The sequence below is a fragment of the Roseixanthobacter psychrophilus genome, from assembly GCF_043195195.1.
Lineage (GTDB): Bacteria > Pseudomonadota > Alphaproteobacteria > Rhizobiales > Xanthobacteraceae > NCEH01.
Genome location: NZ_JBAFWT010000039.1, coordinates 1 through 18,891, shown reverse-complemented (window position 1 = coordinate 18,891; position 18,891 = coordinate 1). Strand labels below are relative to the sequence as shown.

At 66.1% G+C, this 18,891-nt stretch carries 16 protein-coding genes and 2 pseudogenes; 9 read left to right on the top strand and 9 right to left on the bottom strand.

Annotation, left to right across the window (positions count from 1 at the left end):
- Positions 1-70: 70 nt before the first annotated feature.
- The 3 genes from V5F77_RS23410 to V5F77_RS23400 all read left to right on the top strand — a co-directional run bounded on the left by V5F77_RS23410 (position 71) and on the right by V5F77_RS23400 (position 1,935).
- Positions 71-361: a hypothetical protein gene (locus V5F77_RS23410; RefSeq protein WP_429007720.1), complete on the top strand. Its 291-nt coding sequence runs from the start codon at positions 71-73 to the stop codon at positions 359-361.
- On the top strand, positions 354-842 hold the full coding sequence (locus V5F77_RS23405; RefSeq protein WP_429007719.1) for a hypothetical protein: 489 nt from the start codon (positions 354-356) through the stop codon (positions 840-842). Before V5F77_RS23410 ends, V5F77_RS23405 begins: the two co-directional genes overlap by 8 nt.
- A 163-nt stretch (positions 843-1,005) precedes the next feature.
- Positions 1,006-1,935, top strand: a complete 930-nt coding sequence (locus V5F77_RS23400; RefSeq protein ID WP_429007733.1) for a transposase — start codon at positions 1,006-1,008, stop codon at positions 1,933-1,935.
- Positions 1,936-1,956: 21 nt separating this feature from the next.
- Here V5F77_RS23400 and V5F77_RS23395 read toward each other — a convergent pair.
- Positions 1,957-2,568, bottom strand: a pseudogene (locus tag V5F77_RS23395) (sensor domain-containing diguanylate cyclase); the annotation flags it as partial.
- On the opposite strand from V5F77_RS23395, the gene V5F77_RS23390 reads away from it, so the two are divergent.
- Positions 2,552-2,806: a hypothetical protein gene (locus V5F77_RS23390; RefSeq protein ID WP_429007718.1), complete on the top strand. Its 255-nt coding sequence runs from the start codon at positions 2,552-2,554 to the stop codon at positions 2,804-2,806. The pseudogene V5F77_RS23395 and the gene V5F77_RS23390 overlap by 17 nt on opposite strands.
- Before the next feature lie 106 nt (positions 2,807-2,912).
- On the opposite strand, the gene V5F77_RS23385 is transcribed toward V5F77_RS23390, so the two are convergent.
- From V5F77_RS23385 to V5F77_RS23360, 6 genes are all read right to left on the bottom strand, one after another.
- Complete coding sequence (locus tag V5F77_RS23385) at positions 2,913-3,713, bottom strand: hypothetical protein (protein WP_011993032.1); 801 nt, start codon at positions 3,711-3,713, stop codon at positions 2,913-2,915.
- A gap of 79 nt (positions 3,714-3,792) precedes the next feature.
- Positions 3,793-4,401, bottom strand: coding sequence for a hypothetical protein (locus V5F77_RS23380; protein WP_429007717.1), 609 nt, complete (start codon positions 4,399-4,401; stop codon positions 3,793-3,795).
- A 66-nt stretch (positions 4,402-4,467) separates the two neighbouring features.
- On the bottom strand, positions 4,468-4,899 hold the full coding sequence (locus V5F77_RS23375) for a CerR family C-terminal domain-containing protein (RefSeq protein WP_041578050.1): 432 nt from the start codon (positions 4,897-4,899) through the stop codon (positions 4,468-4,470).
- A gap of 502 nt (positions 4,900-5,401) precedes the next feature.
- Entirely contained in the window at positions 5,402-7,561 is a 2,160-nt protein-coding gene (locus V5F77_RS23370; protein ID WP_429007716.1) for a gamma-glutamyl-gamma-aminobutyrate hydrolase family protein, read from the bottom strand.
- A 60-nt stretch (positions 7,562-7,621) separates the two neighbouring features.
- On the bottom strand, positions 7,622-8,785 hold the full coding sequence (locus tag V5F77_RS23365) for an alpha/beta hydrolase (protein WP_429007715.1): 1,164 nt from the start codon (positions 8,783-8,785) through the stop codon (positions 7,622-7,624).
- Between the two features lie 51 nt (positions 8,786-8,836).
- Positions 8,837-9,418, bottom strand: a complete 582-nt coding sequence (locus V5F77_RS23360) for a TetR/AcrR family transcriptional regulator (protein WP_429007714.1) — start codon at positions 9,416-9,418, stop codon at positions 8,837-8,839.
- Positions 9,419-9,572: 154 nt separating this feature from the next.
- Between V5F77_RS23360 and V5F77_RS23355 the strand changes: the two genes are divergently transcribed.
- The 4 genes from V5F77_RS23355 (at position 9,573) to V5F77_RS23340 (ending at position 15,102) form a co-directional block, all read left to right on the top strand.
- Positions 9,573-9,908 carry a phasin family protein gene (locus V5F77_RS23355; RefSeq protein ID WP_011993027.1) on the top strand — a complete coding sequence of 112 codons (336 nt, stop codon included), beginning with the start codon at positions 9,573-9,575 and terminating at the stop codon, positions 9,906-9,908.
- A 209-nt stretch (positions 9,909-10,117) separates the two neighbouring features.
- A complete protein-coding gene (locus V5F77_RS23350) occupies positions 10,118-11,188 on the top strand; it encodes an HlyD family secretion protein (RefSeq protein ID WP_011993026.1) in 1,071 nt (356 codons plus the stop codon).
- Positions 11,185-13,986: a ribosome-associated ATPase/putative transporter RbbA gene (gene rbbA / locus V5F77_RS23345; RefSeq protein WP_429007713.1), complete on the top strand. Its 2,802-nt coding sequence runs from the start codon at positions 11,185-11,187 to the stop codon at positions 13,984-13,986. Before V5F77_RS23350 ends, rbbA begins: the two co-directional genes overlap by 4 nt.
- Positions 13,987-13,989: 3 nt before the next feature.
- A complete protein-coding gene (locus V5F77_RS23340; protein WP_011993024.1) occupies positions 13,990-15,102 on the top strand; it encodes an ABC transporter permease in 1,113 nt (370 codons plus the stop codon).
- A 19-nt stretch (positions 15,103-15,121) separates the two neighbouring features.
- On the opposite strand, the gene V5F77_RS23335 is transcribed toward V5F77_RS23340, so the two are convergent.
- A complete protein-coding gene (locus tag V5F77_RS23335) occupies positions 15,122-17,419 on the bottom strand; it encodes an FAD-dependent oxidoreductase (RefSeq protein ID WP_011993023.1) in 2,298 nt (765 codons plus the stop codon).
- Positions 17,420-17,700: 281 nt separating this feature from the next.
- Here V5F77_RS23335 and V5F77_RS23330 point away from each other — a divergent pair.
- Positions 17,701-17,990 (top strand): annotated as a pseudogene (locus V5F77_RS23330) (transposase); the annotation flags it as partial.
- 237 nt (positions 17,991-18,227) lie between these two features.
- On the opposite strand, the gene V5F77_RS23325 reads toward V5F77_RS23330, so the two are convergent.
- Positions 18,228-18,891 (bottom strand): HAD-IC family P-type ATPase (locus V5F77_RS23325; RefSeq protein WP_429007712.1); only part of this gene is annotated, 664 nt, incomplete at its 5' end.

The following is an 18,891-nucleotide window of genomic DNA, read 5'->3' as shown; positions in this document are numbered from 1 at the left end:
GCGGCCATCACGCCGTAACATGGGGCAGGCACCGTCGAGGTGGCGAACGGCAAATCGAGGATCGCGAGGGATGGAAGCGGAAAAGGTCGTGCGGAGCGGATTGCTCATCGGCATTGCCGTGGGCGTGGGCGTGGCGGTGATCGGACCCACCTTGTGGCGTCTGGCGCGCCCGGCGGCAAAGGACGCCATCAAAGCCGGCGTGGCCGGCTACGGCGCCGCGCGCGTCGCCCTCGCCCGCGCCAGCGAGGAGGTGGAGGACCTGGTGGCCGAGGCCACCCACGAGATCAGGGAGACCGCCGCCAAGGCTGCCGACACCGTAGCGGAGGCGGCCGAGGACGGCGGAGCCATCATCCGTGGCTGACGCGGCCCCGCTCCATGTCTATGCGCGCATCGTCCACCAGACGGGCGGGCGCACGCGCCTTTCCTTGAGCGGCACCGTCCCCCACGAGCGCCTCGTGAGCCTCGCCGACCGTCTGGCGGGCGCGGGCATCGAGAAGGTGGAGATCCGCCCGGACACGGGCAGCATCATCCTCACCCATTCCGAGCCGTGGGCGACCCTGTCCAAGGCGGTGGAGGGGACGGGCCTGAAGGTGGCCGCCCCGCCGCCGCGCCCGCCCCAGCAGGACCCGATCACAGAGACCGGGGACCGCATCGCCAAGGCGGATTTTCTTATGGCGCTGTTCAGCAACGGCAAGATCGACCTTCAGAACGCGGCCTTCCTCGCACTCCTCCTGGGCGGGCTCGTCCAGCTGGCGCGCGGCCGGGTGGCGGGTCCCGCCCTCACCGTCTTCGGGCAGGCGCTCACCATCGCGGTGCTGAAGGACCGCCGCCCGCCCCTGTGACGGCGGACCTTCTTCCTCTCGACGGGCAGGACTCTCATGGCACCGGGCGACGATGACAACGCATCCCGCCCGGCCGGGGCCCATGTGGTGGCTCATGAATCCCCTCATTTTCCCGGACTCGAAAACGCCTGATTTTGAGATTCCGAGGCCGTGCTGACAGGACATCAGCCGGCTTGAGGGGAACGATGGCGGGGCGAAGAGACGATTTGATTTTGTTCAAGAACTCGTTATCCGGGTGTTTGCCGACGACTTGCACGCCAAGCGCATCCTGTCGTTGGCCAACGGAACGCTTGGGGTGATGACGGGAGCGGCTCTGGCGGTTTCGTTGATCGGCCATGCGCTCGCCCACGCTCGTGGATTGGTGTCGAAGTCGGCGATCAAGCAGGTCGACCGGCTCCTGAGCAACCCGGGCGTGGTCCCGTGGGACTTGTTCGGTTCGTGGGTCGGCGAGGTGGTGGGCGCTCGGCGCGAGATCGTCGTGGCGACGGACTGGACCGACTTCGACGCCGACAATCAGGCAACATTCACGTCAGCGCGGCCGACGGCGAAACGCGGCTGGCCGCCGGATTGGGTCGGCAAGCACGGGCGGGCGCGGAAATTGCGCGACGCCAAAGTTTCGGCCGCCCGCCAGAAGGTCGGCGCGGTCGTGTGCGTGAAGGCTGTGGGCATGAAGGAGGCTTGGCATCTGGCCACCAGCGACGCCTCGCTGTCCGCGCCGCAGATCATCAAGCTCTATTCCAAGAGGTGGACCATCGAACCCAGCTTCCGCGACAGCAAGGACATGCGCTTCGGCATGGGACTGGGCGCGCTCAGGATCGACGATCCAAGGCGCCGCGACCGCCTCCTGCTCCTCAATGCCTTCGCCATCCTGCTGCTGACGATCCTGGGCGCCGCCGGCGAAAGCCTCGGCATGGATCGTCAACTGCGAACCAGCACCGCCAAACGCCGTGTCCACTCCCTATTCCGACAAGGCTGCCTGCTCTACGACCTCATTCCCAGCATGCCGGAGGAGCGCCTGCGTCCGCTCGTCGAGCGATACGCACAACTCATCCGCCAAAACGCGACATTCACCGGAGCCTTCGGGATCACGTAAATGAGGGGATACTTGGGGCCCGTAGCCGTCATTGACCCGCTTGAAGTAGTCGATGTCGATGATCAGGATGGACAGTTGCGTCTTCTCCTGGGCCGCCCGCCGCATCTCGGTGTCGAGCGCCATGTTGAGGGCACGCCGGTTGGGCATCTGGGTGAGCACGTCGGTGACGGCCATGTGCTCGAGCTGCTCTTCCATCTCGTAGCTGCGGATCAGCGCGCGCTTGAGAACGAAGACCACGAACCCCAGGAGGACACAGACGGCCAGCGTGAGCACCGACAAGGCCAGCGCCTGGGCGTTCCATTCCGAATAGACGCCAGACGCGGAGAAGCCGACGGACAAGATGAGCGGGAAGTGGCGCTCATGCACATAATAGCTCTCGACCCCGTCGGTCGGGGAGCGGCCGACGAACGGCTGATCGGGCGTGGCCAGCATGCGCTTCAGCACCGCCGAATCCGGTACCTGATTGCCCAACTTGCCGGCGCCGTCGGTAGACGGCGCGCGGTAGATCACGGTGCCGTCGGTGCGCATCAGGTTGACGGCGCTGCCGGGTCCGAGATTGACCTTCACGAACAGCGACTTGAAGAAGGCAATCCGGATCGCGGCGAGGATGCGCGAGATGATCGCTGCCGGCATCAAAGCAGGGGAGTTTCGCGCCACGCCGGCGCTCCGATACCCCGAGCTCATCTTCAGCCCGGCGCTGCTCCTGAACGTCTGGTGGCTTCTGTTCGACAACCGGTATCAGATCGACGTGAAGATGTTCATCGATGCCCAGTTCGACCTTCTCATGGATGGTCTGGGGATGGGCGGTCCGGAGTCGGAGCCCAAGAGGCTTTCAGCAAAGTTGCCCCGCTCCGGGCGCTCCAGGGCATAGGCTCATCGACCGTCAACATCACGCTGCTGCGGCACGACGCTGACATATGCGAAGCTCCTCGCGCCGATCATGGGGCGGCGCGAGGAGGCATGCATCTATTCAGCGCTCACTTCATGGCGTCGGAAAGGGAGTCGCGGATGGATTGATAGGTCTCGACGACGCGCGTGCGCACATCCTCGTAGGCCTGCTTCGCCTTGTCCCAGGAACTCGCACTGGCCTTCTTCAGGCTGGCCGCCCGCGCCTTGAGCTCCTCAACCTTCTTCTCCAGTGCCGCGATCTGCTTGTCGACGGCCGCGCGCTGGTCCTGGGCGAGCTTGGCGGCATCGGCCTTGAGCTTGGAGATGGTGCTTTCCAAGGCCTTCTGGCGGGCTTCGACCTGAGCGAGAAGCACCGCCTTGCGCGTGTCGAAATCGGCGTGGACCTCATCCAGATAGGTATCGACTTCCTTCTGGAAGGTCTTCCAGCTGTCGTCGAGGGACTTGCGGGCGTCGGTGATCTGTGCCGCCGTCCACGTTCGACTGTTGTCGAGCATCGCCTCGGCCTTGGCCCGATAGGCGTCGCGCGTCTCCTGCAGCTGTTTGACGGCCGCATCGGCCTTCGCCTTCACGGCGCCCTTGAGCTCAGCCGCATTTTCTTCCACGACCAAGACGCTGGCATCCAGTTCGGCAAGCCGCTCCTGCGACCAGGCGATGGCCTGTCGGGTCAGGGACGGATCGGCCGGCACAGTCGTGGAGGAGGGGGCGGCCGCCGGAGCGGGTGCCGGTTTCACCTCAGGAGCCGCGCCCTGTGCCGGCGCGGCCGCCGGAGCAGGGGTCGTCGCGGGGTCTTCTGCGTGGGCGGTGGCCGCCGGCAGGATAGCGATCCAGCCGAACAGCGCGGCACCCATCTTCCAGGCGCGAAAGGGCATCGTATTTCTCCCTGATATTGTCGACATTTGCGTCAAATGGAACGGGGCGCCGAAAGCCGCGCGCCGCCGGGCGTTCGGATCAGAACAGCTTCGCCAGTGCATCGGTGATCTTTTTGACGGTCTTTTCGTGAACCGCCTTCGTCTCGGCGATGCCAGCCTTGATCGCCTCCCAGGTCTCCTCGCCCGCGCTTGGTGCCTGGCCGAGCTTCACCTTGGCCTTCTCTGCTTCTTCGCTGAGTCGTGTCATGGCGGTATCGAATTCGATGCTTGCCTTCTCGACGGCGGTTTCGGCCTGCGCCTTCAGACCGTTCAGCGCGCGCTCGAAGGACTTGCGCTGGGCTTCGACCCGCGCGGAGATGGCCTTGCGGACCACATCGGATTGCTCGCTGGCGGACGCCAGGAAAGCCTGGAAGGCGGATTCCACTTCCACCCATTCCTCTTCCACGGCCTTCTGCGCCATCAAGACCGCGCCCTTCGTTTCGTCCGCCTGGGCTTGCAGAAGCGCAACCTGCTCCTTCAGCTTGGCTTGGGAGTCGCGCAGGCGGGAGAGCGCCAGATCGGCGTTGCCGCGGGCTGCCTGCTGAAGCTCGCCGGCGGCTTTCTCGGTCTGAGCGACCATGGCGTCGACTTCGTCGAGCCGTTGCTTGGCCCAGGCGATGGTTTCGTGGGCGGACGATTGCTCTGTCATGAACAGACTCCTCAAGTTTACGCGTTGGGACGTCTTCCCGGCGGGAATTTGGCGTGGCGCTGCGGACTATGGCGTGCCGGTCAACAGGTCACTGCGGGTCAGGCCATGGATGAGGGCATCGACCTTCGCCATGTGCGCCGACTTGAACTCCGTCCAATCCATGCCGCGCAGGAGGATGCCGCGCAGCAGCCGGAATCCGGCTATCCCAGTGACGATGGCGGTCACGCGGAGCCGGACGGATTCATCATTGATGGATGCGGGCGCGATCATCCGCACCGCTGCGACGAGTTTTTCCTGAAAGGGGGCAATGGCCTGATCGTGGATGAGCTGGAAGGCTTCGTCATTGTCATAGGCGCAACGGGCGAAGAAAGAGGCCCAGGTGCAGGGCTCGGCATCGTCGAGCAGGACGCGCAGGTAACCGGTCAGGGCCTTCTCAAGCCGCTCTTCGGGCGAGGCGATGGCGGGATCGTCATGGCGGGATCGTCCAGGATGGCGCAAAGAGCACCTACCCGCATGTGAGCGTAATCGGCGATCTCTCGGGCCGCTTCCATGTAGAGCTCGCGCTTGCCCCCGAAATGATAAGGAATGGCGGACAATGTGACGTCCGCCATTTGGCCAGCATGCACGTGGTGGTTCCCTCGAACCCTATGCGGCCAAAGACATCGATTGCAGCTTCGATCAGCTGCCTTCTCGTCTTCAAACTGCGTGATTCATGACCATTCGCCGACTGACCGGATGTGTGCAAGCTCATCGACTATCGCCTTTTGTAAATATAGTACGATCGAACGAACCTTTTATGAAGGGATCCGTTGCAGGCGCAGAGCACCGTTCCGCAGACGACGGCTCCGTCGCGGTCTGATCCAACCGAGGAAAATGCCCGGCTGAGGTGGGTGAATGGATCTCCTCCAGATGGTCTCACCCTGGCGCGCCCTGATCAGCAAGTGCAAAAATAGGAAATGCTCCTCGCCATGAAGCCGCCTCGGCGGGGAGGAGCCTCGCCTCATTCCGCTGCCAATTGCGACTTATTGCCCGCCGTCCCCTTGGCAAATCCAAGGCGGCGGGCCCGCGCGGCCGCGACGAGGGATTTGAAGGTCCGACGCGCGAAGGCACGGTGCAACAGGAATTCCGGATGGAACTGTACACCTACGCAGAAGGAGCGGGTTTCATGCTCGATGGCCTGGATGAGGCCGTTGGCCTCCGCACCGGTCACCTTGAAGCCTGCGCCCAGATCCTTTACCGCCTGGGTATGGATGGAGTTGACCGCCAGCTGCTCACGACCTGATAACCGCGCCAGCCAGCCATCGGGCGTCAGAAATACGGTCTTGCGGTAAAAGATGCGGCGCAGAAAGCTGGTGGGATAATTCTCTTCATGGTGGCTGAGGTCCGGGTAGAGGGTGCCGCCCTCCAGCACGTTCAGCATCTGCATGCCCCGGCAGACGCCCAGGACTGGAATGTCGTGCTCCAGCGCCGCCTGCGCCCAGGACGCCTCCATGTCGTCGCGGGCGAGGTCGTACCGGTGGCCCGTCTTCGGAGCGCCGCCATAGCGGTTGGGGAAAACATCCGAACCGCCCCCGAAAAGCAGGCCATCCACCGAATGGGGGTCGCGCGGGGCCTTCGATGTAATGGCCGTGGCTTTGCCCCCTGCCAACCAGATCGCGAAACGCATGGCGTGGTAGGCCATCCAATCGCCTTCGTCCGGCTTGGTCACGCCGATGATGGGACGTCCGCCGGCATCGTAGCGACGGGAGGTGGCGGGCCTGCCCGTGCGGCCGGAGCGAGCCTTGTCGGTCGCCTGAGGTGCGGCGTACCTGAACTCCGGTGGCAGCTCGCGATGCTCGAGCAGGCTGGACACCACGAACAATATGCCCAGGCCCACGGCGGGATCGTCGTCGAAATCAAGTTCGGAGGGCAGGTCCTTCTGCTCTTCCAGGCGCTTGCGGAACTCCTTGAAGACGCGCGCGCCTTTCGCGGCGGCGCTCGCCGATTCCAATAACCGGTTCGCCGCCGACAGGATTTCCTTGCGTGAGGCGTCCCTGCGGCTTTGCGCCCAGGCTTCCGCGGCGCGCTCCAGATCGGGGTCGGAGGCGGCCAGATCCTGGGCCGCGGAGAGGATCCATGCCCCCGGGGTGCGGGTGCGGTGGCCTTGCAATACGGCGTGCGGATCGGCCGCCGGTAGCGCGCGGCCCGCCGCCAGTTGGAAGGCCAGCCAGGGGAAATCCACGCCCGAGGACATGGAATGGTAGAGCCCGGCCCAGTAGCGGGGGTTCATCTCGATCATCTTCGGCGGCATCGATGGGTCGCCGTTCCAGCGAAAGTCGATCTCTCCCACGCCGTTCCATCCTGTCGCCTTGAGCAGGGCGCGGGCCGCGTCCTTGAAGGGCGTGTCGTCCACGGTCTCGCGAATGGCGCCGGCGCCCGCCTCGCGGGGGAATTGGGCGAGGTTGCGATAAACGACGATCCCCGCCAATTCTCCATGATCGGCGATGACGGAGACGCAATAGTCGTCGCCCTCCACCAGTTCCTGGAGCAGGACCGGGCTTTCAGGGTTTGCGGCCTTCAGATAGGTGTCCAGCGCGGTCCGATCCCTGATCATTTTCACGCCGCGCCCGCCCACGCCATCGGTCGGCTTGGCGATGAGCGGGAGATCTGCGGCAAGGTCCGCGGGCAGACCGTTTCGGAACGTTCCCGGCTCAAGGATGCGGGTGGCGGGCCCCGGCAGGCCGGATGCTTCCAGGAAGCGGGCGAAGTGATCCTTGGGCGAGATCATCTCGATGGAGGCGATGTCCGGCGCCGCGACGCGGATCGCGGGCTCGAAGCGCTCCCGGTATTTGGCAAACAGGCGCGCATCGCGAAAAGCCGGCATCAGCACATAGGGGCGGTCGTCCTCTGGTGCGTATCTGCGCACAGCCTCTTCGAAATCGGCCAACGCCTGTTCTTCATCCTTCTCGAAAGCGGTGTGAGTGAAATTGTCCATCACATGGCGCGAAAAGGAGAGGACGGTCATGTTCACATCATCGCAGCCGATCACATCGACCCCATGCTCGTGCAGAGAGCGGGCGATGGCCAACGCCATCAGGCTGCGGCCATAAGTGACGATCACCCGCCCGGCGGATGGAGCTTCGTCGGATAGCGGTACTCCAAGGATGTGGCGGTCGGGCATCCGATCGTTTCCCTCTGAGAACAACGTGCCACAACGAGGCGCGGTTGGGCGGGCCCCTCTTCAGTCGGCGAGCGCCCCGCCCGCCAGAGTGAACGGGCTCGACAGGGTCGTGCCCACCGTGTTGAACACGAAGGCGCCGGCACGGCGCAGATCACCGCCCGCGCCGTCTCCGCGGGTCGCCGCGAGCCGCGGATAGAGCGCGGCGAGGCTGGCATAGCGGTCGTGCTTGAGCGGGTCCGAAGTCGTCAGGCTGGAGATGTCGACGATCTCAACGTTCGCCCTCACCGCGGCCTCTTGGACCCGCGGGTCGTCCACATCAAGCGCCCCGACCCGCAGGCGCTCCCCGCCGATCTGGCTCGACACCGACAGCGCCACGTCGTCCCGCGAGACCAGCACGACCATGGGCGGCGAAAGTGGCCCGATTACCGCCAGCTGCGCACGGAACACGTCCACGTCGATGTCCGGAGCGGCGAGCACCACATCGAGCCGGCCGATGACGGCGCCTTTTCCGGCAAGCCGCAGCTGGCGCAGCGCCTCCATGGTGAGCCAGCCGCCCATGGAATGGGCCAGCACCGTGATGCGCCCGGTCGCCCGATCCCGCGCCAGCAGGGTCAGGAGGTCCGCGAGCCCGTCGCGGGAATAGGTGACGGCCTCCTTGTCGGCTACATATCCTGTTACCTTCGCCTCCGATGGCCATGCGAAGAGGATGGGCACACCGGAGATGTCGGCGTCCGCCGTCATCTGCGCCAGCCGGAAGAGGGATTCCTGGAAACTTCTGTTGTAGCCGTGGACATAGACCCCCACCTTCCGTCCTCCAGTTGCGAGCCCCGCGGCCGCGACCCGGCGCTCGAACGTGGTGCGGTCGAGCGTGATCTGCTCGACGGTGGCGAAACTCGTCGCGGGATTGGCAGGTCCCTGCGGCCATTCGATCTCGCCGGGCCGATGTCCGGGGGGCACGGAAATCCTAAACGCGGCGAAGTTGAGAGCCGCCGCGCGCCCCGTGGTGAAGTTGTTGCTCTCGGGCGCGCCGCGGGCCCGTGTGGTGGCGACATAGACCGTCACGACCCTTGCACTGGGGACGGAAGCGAACGTGGGGGTGAGCACCTCCGGACCCGGGCGCGGTGCGCAGCCCGCGATCAGGGTCAGCGCCAAAAGCAGGGCCAGCCGCTTCGTCGCAGAGACGAAACGGCGGCTCTCAGGTCTTGTGTTCCCTCCCGGCTCCATCCGCTCTCCCCCGTGTTGGGTTGCAATCAAAAGGTCCGTAGAGCCCAGTCGTCAGGTGTGCCTTCCCGCCTCGCCCATCATGCAGGTGATCGCCTCGGTCATACGACGCTCCAGTTCTCCGCCCTGAGGCTCCCGCAGCGGCGCCACCTGCAGGACCGTGCGCATAATGCCGATGCCCACGAGGAAGGCGGCGATCATCGATGCCTCTTGCATTCCCGGCTGGCCCAGCCGTCCGCTCAGAGGCGCGATGAATTCTTCCACGATGAACGCGCGCAGAACGGTCGCCGCCTTCGGGCTCGACAAGGAGCGGATGACGATGTCGAGCGGCCCGACCTCGTCGGGTGACCGCGCGCCGTCGCGTGAAAAGATCTGGCTGGCGAGCACGCGGGCGGGATCGGCGGCGGCATCCGCGAGAATCCGGTCGGCCTGGATCGTCGCCCTGACGGCCTCGGTGAACAAGCGTTCCTTGGAACCGAAGCAGCGGTGGACGTAGGCGACGTCGACCCCGACGTCGGCCGCGATGTCGCGCAAGCCGGTCTCTTCATAGGAATGCATGGAGAACCGCAGGATCGCAGCCGCCAGGATGCGGTCCCGCGTCGCCATTGCGGGTTTTGTTGCCGATCCGATGAGCATCACCCCCTCATGGAAAAATGGTTGCTGGCTGTCGCTCCTATGCCTAGGATCGGCCCCGGTCAACCTTGGTTGATCAAGCTCAAGGCGCCGCCGGCGATATCGATCCAGTTTGTTTTTGCGATAGGCGCGCCCTTTGATGGCGAGGAGAGCTGCAATGACGAGCGAGACCACCACGACCGGGATGCAATCGTGGCTGAATCAATTCACGAATGCGGCGCCGGGCCAGTTCGACTGGACCAAGTCGGTCTCCGAGGGGCCGTTCAAGCTCTACGGAGCGTTGTACAAGCAGATGCTCGCTGGCGCGGCGCGCCAGCTGCAGATCCAGGCGGACTACGTCGGGAGACTGGCGGAATGCAAAGACCCGGGGGAGGCGCTCGCCGCCCAGAGCGAGTTGGTGCAGAAATCCGTCGCGTGCTGCGTCGAGAGCGGACAGCAGATCGCGACGGCAATGGGCCAGGGTGTTCCGCAGGCTTCTCAATTAGACGCTTGAGCTGACGTGCTTTCTTCGCGCGACGTGGTTTCCATGGTCGCGCGAAGACGTTTCTGTTCCGCCCTTCGGGACGCGTACTCATTTTCCTGTCCAGGGGACAGCGCGATGTCCGGTTTCGCGTCCTTTCAACAGGAAGGCGGAGTACGGCGGAGGCCGTTGGACCCCACGCCGTTTATGAGCTCCGAATTTCAACGAGAGCCCCCGACCCCATGACCTCGACCCGGAAGCTTCTGATTTTCGCAACCCTCGCCGTGATCATGGCCGGCGGAGGGTATTGGGGGTGGCAGACGTTTTTCAACAAGAGTCTGCCTGACGGCATCGCCAGCGGCAACGGACGCATCGAGGCGACCGAAATCGACGTCTCCACCAAGATCCCAGGCCGCATCAGGGACATCCTTGTGGATGAAGGCGACTTCGTCGAGGCCGGCCAGATGCTTGCCCGCATGGACACGGAGCAGCTCGAAGCTCAGCGCCGACAGGCACAGGCTCAGCTCCAGCGGGCCTTGATCGGCATCGACACCGCCAAGAGCCTCGTCACCCAGCGCGAGGCCGAACGCCGCGCCGCGATCGCCACCATCGCCCAGCGCAACGCCGAGCTCGACGCTGCGGACCGCAAGCTCGCGCGATCGAGCCAGCTCGTGAAGACCAATGCTGTGTCCCAGCAGGTGTTCGACGACGACCGGGCGAGCGCCGAGGGCGCCAAGGCCGCCGTGGCCGCCGCCGAGGCCCAGCTCGCCGCCAGCGAGGCCGGGATCAGCACCGCGAAGGCGCTCATTGTCGACGCCGAAGCGGCAGTGGACGCGGCGCGCGCGGCCATCGACAGCATCACCGCCGACATCAATGACGGCGTGCTGAGGTCCCCCCGCGCTGGACGCGTCCAGTATCGTGTCGCCCAGCCCGGTGAGGTCTTGTCCGCGGGCGGGCGGGTGCTCAATCTCGTGGATCTCGGCGACGTGCACATGACCTTCTTCCTCCCCACCGTCCAGGCCGGGCGGGTCGCCCTTGGCGCGGAGGTCCGGCTCGTGCTCGATGCGGCGCCGCAATACGTCATTCCGGCCAAGGTCACCTTCGTGGCGGACGTTGCCCAGTTCACGCCCAAGACGGTGGAGACGGAGGAGGAGCGCCTCAAGCTCATGTTCCGGATCAAGGCGCAGATCCCGCCGGAGCTGCTGACGAAATACATCCAGCAGGTCAAGACCGGCCTGCCCGGCATGGCCTATGTGCGGCTTGATCCGAACGTGGAGTGGCCGGCCCGTCTCCAGCAGGGCCTCCTGCAATGAGCCCCTCGGAGGAAAGCGGCACGCCTCCGCCTCCCGCATCCGTCCGGCCCGTGGTGTCCGTGCAGGCGGTCTCCCTCTCCTACGGCAAGACCCGGGCGCTGGACGGGGTGAGCCTCGATATCCCTGCCGGCCGCATGGTCGGGCTCATCGGGCCGGACGGGGTCGGCAAGTCGAGCCTGCTGTCGCTGATCGCCGGGGCGCGGGTCATCCAGCAGGGACGCATCACGGTGCTGGGCGGGGACATGGCTGACGCCCGGCACCGGCGCACCACCTGCCCGCAGATCGCCTACATGCCCCAAGGCCTCGGCAAGAACCTCTACCCCACTTTGTCGGTGTTCGAGAACGTGGACTTCTTCGGCCGCCTGTTCGGGCAGGGCCGGGCCGAGCGGGAGCGCCGGATCGGCGAGTTGCTGGAGAGCACCGGCCTTGCCCCCTTTGCCGACCGCCCGGCGGGCAAACTGTCCGGAGGCATGAAGCAGAAACTCGGCCTGTGCTGCGCCCTGATCCACGATCCGGACCTGCTCATCCTCGACGAGCCCACCACAGGTGTCGACCCCCTGTCGCGGCGCCAGTTCTGGGAGCTGATCGAGACCATCCGCGCCGGCCGGCCGGGCATGAGCGTGATCGTCGCCACCGCCTACATGGAGGAAGCCGCCCGCTTCGACTGGCTGGTGGCCATGGACGCCGGCAAGGTGCTCGCCACCGGCGCGCCCGCGGATCTCCTGGCGAAGACCGGAGCCGCCAACCTCGATGCGGCCTTCATCGCCCTGCTTCCTGAAGAAGAGCGCGCGGGGCACCGGGAAGTGGTCATTCCGCCTCGCCCGGAGGGCGCGGACGGGGAGATCGCCATCGAGGCCGAGCATCTCACCATGCGCTTCGGCGACTTCACCGCGGTGGACGACGTGAGCTTCCGCATCGCCCGCGGCGAGATCTTCGGCTTCCTCGGCTCCAATGGCTGCGGCAAGACCACCACCATGAAGATGCTCACGGGCCTTCTGCCGGCGACCGAAGGCAAGGCCCGCCTGTTCGGGCAAGAGGTGGACCCGGACGACTTGGCGGTGCGCCGGCGGGTCGGCTACATGTCCCAGGCCTTCTCGCTCTACACGGAGCTGACGGTCCGGCAGAATCTCGACCTGCACGCCCGCCTGTTCGGCTTGGCCCCGAAGGCGATCCCGGCGCGGATCGCCGAGATGGTGCGGCGCTTCGATCTTGCCGACGTCACCGACGCGCTGCCGGACGCCCTGCCGCTTGGCATCCGCCAGCGCCTGTCGCTGGCGGTGGCCATGATCCACGCGCCCGACACGCTGATCCTCGACGAGCCCACCTCGGGCGTCGATCCCATCGCCCGCGACGGCTTCTGGCAGATCCTTTCGGACCTCTCCCGCAAGGACAACGTGACCATCTTCGTCTCCACCCACTTCATGAACGAGGCGGAGCTGTGCGACCGCATCTCGCTCATGCACGCGGGCAAGGTGCTGGTCAGCGACCGTCCGGCGGCGATCATCGAGACGCGCGGCGCCAAGGATCTGGAAGAAGCCTTCATCACCTATCTGGAAGACGCCATCGGCACCAAGGCGGCGCCCGCCGCGCCGCCGGAGCATCAGCCCGTGTCGGCGACGAGCGACCTCGTGGAGGAATGGGCCGGCAAGGTGGCCACTGACGGCGGCACCAAATTCAGCCTGCGCCGCATGTTCGCCTATACCCGCCGCGAGGCGCTGGAGCTGCGGCGGGACCCGATCCGCGCCGCCCTCGCCATCCTGGGGAGCGTGCTCCTGATGCTCGTGGTGGGCTACGGCATCAACCTGGACGTGGAAAACCTTTCCTTCGCCGTGCTCGACCGCGACGACACTACGGTGAGCCGCGACTACGTGCTTCAGATCGCCGGCTCGCGCTATTTCACGCAGAAGGCGCCCATCACCGACTACGCCGACCTCGACCGGCGCATGCGCAGCGGCGAGCTCAGCCTCGCCATCGAGATCCCCCCCGGCTTTGCGCGTGACGCCGCGCATGGGCGCAAGGTGCAGGTCGCCGCCTGGATCGACGGCGCCATGCCGGTCCGGGCGGAGACCGTGCAGGGCTACGTGCAGGGCATCCATGCGAGCTGGCTCACCCAGAAGGCGCGCGAGCTCTACGGCAAGTCCGCCACCGTCGGCGATTTCCAGCTGCAGATCCGCTACCGATACAATCCAGGCGTCGAGAGCCTGGTCGCCATGGCTCCGGCAGTGATCCCGCTGCTCCTGATGATGATCCCCGCGATGCTGGCGGTGCTCAGCGTGGTGCGCGAGAAGGAATTGGGATCGATCATCAACTTCTACGTGACGCCAGTGACCCGGCTCGAATTCCTCGTCGGCAAGCAGCTGCCCTACGTAGCCCTCGCCATGCTGAACTTCCTGATGCTGACGGCGGTCGCCGTCTTCATCTTCCGTGTGCCCTTCACCGGCAGCTTCCTCACTTTCACCTTCGGTGCGCTACTCTACGTCATCATCGCCACCGGGATGGGGCTCGTGATCTCCACCTTCATGAGCAGCCAGATCGCCGCCATCTTCGGCACCTCCCTCATCACCCTCATCCCGGCGGTGCAGTTCTCGGGGATGACCGACCCGGTCTCCTCCCTCCAGGGCGCCGGGGCGTTCATCGGGCGCATCTACCCCACCACCTATTTCATGGTCATCGCCCGCGGCACCTTCTCGAAGGCCCTCGATTTCGCCGACCTGTGGAGCGCGTTCGTGCCGCTCCTCATCACCGTGCCCGTGCTGCTGTGCCTCGGGGCCGTCCTCCTCAAGAAACAGGCGACGTGAGCCATGCGCGCCGCCAACGTCCTCCAGCTCGGCATCAAGGAGCTGCGCGGCCTCGTCCGCGATCCCGTGCTCATGTTCCTGATCGTCTATGCCTTCACGGTCTCCATCTATACGGCGTCGAGGGCGATGCCGGAGACGCTGAACCGGGCCGCCATCGCCATCGTCGACGAGGATCAGTCCCCGGTGTCGGTGCGCATCTCCACCGCTTTCTATCCTCCCTACTTCACCCCGCCGCAGCTGATCACGCCGCAGGAGATGGACGCCCGCATGGATGCGGGCCTCGACACCTTCGCCCTCGACATCCCGCCCGACTTCCAGCGCGATCTCCTGGCCGGCCGCGCCCCCACCATCCAGCTCAACATCGACGCCACCCGCATGACCCAGGCCTTCACCGGTGGCGGATATGTCCAATCCATCGTCTCCAGCGAGGTGAGCGAGTTCCTCAACCGCTATCGCCGCGCCTCTGACGTGCCCGTGGACCTCGTGCTGCGCTCTCGCTTCAACGCCGAATTGAACAAGAGCTGGTTCGGCGCCATCACCAACGTTATTTCCCACATCACCATGCTGTCCATCATTCTCACCGGCGCCGCCCTCATCCGCGAGCGCGAGCACGGCACCATCGAGCATCTCCTGGTGATGCCGGTGACGCCGACCGAGATCATGGTGAGCAAGATCTGGTCCATGGGGCTCGTGGTGCTTGTGGCCACCTCTTTTTCCTTGACAGTGGTCGTGCAGGGGTTTCTCGCCGTGCCCATCCAGGGCTCCCTTGCCTTGTTCCTGGCAGGCACCGCCCTCCAGCTCTTCGCCACCACGTCGCTGGGCATCTTCCTGGCGACGGTCGCCGGCTCCATGCCGCAGTTCGGCCTGCTGCTGATGATGGTGCTGCTGCCCCTGCAGGTGCTCTCCGGCGGCGTCACCCCGCGCGAGAGCATGCCGGAGATCATCCAGGTCATCATGTATGCAGCGCCCAACACGCACTTCGTCATGCTGGCTCAGGCCATCCTGTTCCGTGGCGCCGGGCTCGACGTGGTGTGGCCCCAATTGCTGGCCCTCGCCGGCATCGGCACGGTCCTGTTCCTCTTCTCGCTCCAGCGCTTCCGGGCCTTCCTGCGGTGAGGGGCGGGGGCTTTCGCCCCTATCCCTGCGGGGAAGCCCGGCCGAGGGTCTTCCTCGCCACCGCATAGCCCTCGGCCTGATTGGCCTTGATGGCCAGGTCGGAAAAATCGTAGTCGCGGGACGAGTGTTCTCCCGCCTGGCCTGCGCGCACGAACCGCGTGATGGTCGTCGCCGCGCCGTCCCCCATGAGCTGGATGTAGGCCGGAATGCGCTTGATCCGTCCACTCTCCTCTGGCTCGAGCCGAGCGAGGATATGGTCGATGAGCCGGCGATAGGCTTCGACGGTTTCGCGATGGCGCAGGTCGCTGTGCACCCGCTCCGCATAGACGATCTCGTCGCGCCGGGCGAGGACCTCCAGCATATTGGTCGGCAGCGCCCTCTCACCCGAGAACAGATCGACGACGAACACCCTTTTCCCGTCGGGGCCGCAGCGGTCGATGACGAGGTCGAGCGGCGAGTTGCTGATGATGCCGCCGTCCCAATAGGCCTTGCCGTCGACCATGGTCCAGGGAAAGCCCGGCGGCAGGCTGCCGCTCGCCAGCACATGGTCCGGGGTCAGGTCGTCCACGTAGCTGTCGAACACGTCGAGGGTCGCCGTCATCACGTTCACGGCGCTGACGAGAAGGCGCACGGGACTGTCCTTGAGCGCGGCGAAGTCGACATATTTGGCGAGCAGCGCTTTCATGGGCGTCGTGTCGTAGCAGCTGGTCCAGTTCGCCGCCCAGTCCGCAGGGCCGTAGGGCGGCAGGCCCCAGCGCGGGGTGAAGAAGTTGGGCACGCCCAGCGTCAGGATTCTCGTCGCCGCTGCCGCACGCCTGAGTTCGGGGAAGGGGACGTTGGGCGTCGTCACGGCAAGGTCCGCCCAGAACGCTTCGAGGGCCTGCGCGGCGTGGCGGGGATTGCCGGCGATGACGGCGCCGTTCAGGGCACCGATGGAGACGCCCGCGACGATGTCCGGGAAGATCCCCTCTTCCTCCAGGGCCTTCACGACGCCGCATTCGAACGCGCCCAGGGCACCGCCGCCCTGGAGGATCAGCGCCGTCTGCGTCGGGATGCGGTCGAGGACGAACGCATCCTCATGCAGGCGCTCCTTCACATCGCCCAGGCCAACCCGATAGCGGATCAGGCCCTCGGCCACGCGCGTCTCGTCGGCGGGACGCCCCACCGAGAACAAGGCGCGCGGCACGTCGCCCTTCAGGTAGAACAGCGCGAAGGATCCCTGGTCGAGGGCGCCGCGAGCGACCCGGGCATCCGCCTCTTCCGTCGCGCCGAGCACGTTGAAGCCGATGTCGCCCACTTCGCAGAAGAAATAGGAGACCTCGTCGTAGCGCAGCCGGCGGCCCATCATGTTGCGCGCGGCGAGCCGCCCCTGCTTCACGGCGTTGTCCCAATGCTCGATGTGCCGGCGGCGGGCGAACACGGGATCATAGAAGGTGGTGACGTCGCCGGCGGCGAAGACGTTCGGGGCGCTCGTGCGCAGCAAAGCGTCCACCACCACGTAGCCGCCCTCGAGGGCGATGGCGCTGCCGGCGAGAAATTCCGTGGCCGGAGCGACGCCGATGCTGACCACCACGAGGTCGCACGCCACGTGACGGCCGGCGGCCGTCTCCACCTCCTGAACGCGCTCCCGGCCGCGCAGCACGGCGGCGGTGTCGTTCAGGATCACGGTGGCGCCGCGGCCTTCGGCATAGCGTTCGAAGTAGCTGGAGAGATCGGGGGCTTCGAGATGCCGCAGCAGCACCGGCCCCTGCTCGATGATCGTCACCTTGAGGCCGGCGTCCAGGAGCGACATGGCGATCTCCATGCCGAGGAAGCTGCCGCCGAGCACGACCGCGTGCTTTGCCTGCGTGATGGCGGCCCGGATGGCATCCGCATCGGTCTTGCGGCGCAGGCTGAAGACGCCGGGGAGCGACGCGCCGGGAACCGTGAGCGGCTTGGGCGCCGCGCCGGTGGCGATGAGGAGCTGGCCATAGCCGATCTCCTCCCCGCGCGCCGTGGTGACGGTCTGCTTTGCCGTATCCACGCCGACCACCCGTGCGCCGAGGGCAAGCTCGATTCTGTGCTCGCCATAGAAGCTTTCCGGGTGGACGAAGATCCGCGCCTCGCCTTCGGTTCCGGTCAAAAGGTGCTTGGAGAGCGGCGGATGGTGATAGGGCGGCACATCCTCGGCCGAGAGGATCACGATCGACCCCGTCGCGCCCTCGGCGCGCAAGGTCTGCGCCGCGACCGCGCTCGCGAGCCCGCCGCCCACGAGCAGGAAATCGACGTGCCGTGACGCCGGACGATCAGCCCCGGCACTCTCCCTCTGCTCTGTCATCAGGTGCTCCTCGATCGGACGCCGGCCGACCCCATTCAAAGCGTTCGCGATCCGGCCAAATTGCTCAGCATTCGCCTACGCCCTCCCCTACAACCAGCGGGGGGCGATTTCCGCGACCCGCAGCGTATCGGACCGATCACCTCCCGGAAGACATTTCATCACAAGTCCCGAACAACCGGATCACATGTGGAATCCTGCCTCACCTCAATGTTCCTAAATTCCATTCGATTGGAGGCTGTTACAGGATCGCCACTGGGCATCAGACAGCATCTCGTGGGTGCCGCGGCCTCTACTCCTCGCGTCAGCTCGCCCGCGCCTGCGAAGAGCGGGTCCATGTCATGGCGGTGACCGGCCTGAACCGGCCCGACGTCCGCACCATCGCGGCGTTCCGCAAGCGCCACCTCGTCGCCCTGTCGGAGTTGTTCGTGCAGGTGTTGCATCTGTGCCGGGCAGCCGGGCTGGTGCAGTTCGGTCATGTGGCGGTGGACGGGACGAAGCTGAAGGCGAATGCCTCCCGCCACAAGGCCATGAGCTATGGCGGACGAAGACGGTCGAACCGGCTCTGGCGGCTGTTTAGTCCCGGCATTTGGTGGGCCGGCTTGGCCTGCTCACCCCCTCCGTCCTCGGGACGCACTCTCATCGTCCGAGATACTTGATGAGCGCCGCGATCCCGAGGACGACCAGCACCAGGATCAGGAGGCTGAACAGCCACATTCCCCACATGCCGGAGCCCATCATACCGTCGAAATTCATCATGATTCCCTCCCTGGAGCCGGACCCGCCTCTGCATTCCAAGAACGAGGACGCCTCAGCCGAGCGGCGTGCGCCGCAGGCGCAGGGCATTGGCGATGACGCTGACCGATGACAGCGCCATGGCCGCGGCGGCGATGATGGGCGACAGCAGAAGCCCGAACAGGGGATAGAGCACGCCCGCCGCCACCGGTATGCCCGCCGCATTGTAGATGAAGGCAAAGAACAGGTTCTGGCGGATGTTGCTCATGGTGGCGTGACTCAGCTGCCGGGCGCGGGCGATGCCCTGAAGATCGCCTTTCAGCAGGGTCACGCCGGCGCTCTCGATGGCGACGTCGGTGCCCGTTCCCATGGCGACGCCGACATCCGCCGCGGCGAGCGCGGGCGCGTCGTTCACGCCGTCGCCTGCCATGGCGACGATGCGGCCTTCCTGGCGCAGCCGGGCAACCACCTGCGCCTTGTTCTCCGGCAGGACCTCCGCCTCCACCTCGTCGATGCCGAGGCGGCGCGCCACCGCCAGCGCCGTCGTCCTATTGTCGCCGGTGAGCATGACGACGCGGACCCCGGCTGCCCTGAGGGCCGCCAAGGCGGCGGGCGTCGTCGCCTTGACCGGGTCGGCGATGGCGATGAGGCCACCGACGCGCCCGTCGACGGCGACGAAGATCACGGTGGCGCCGTCGCCGCGCAGCGCCTCGGCCTCGGCCGAAAGGGCCGAAAGGTCC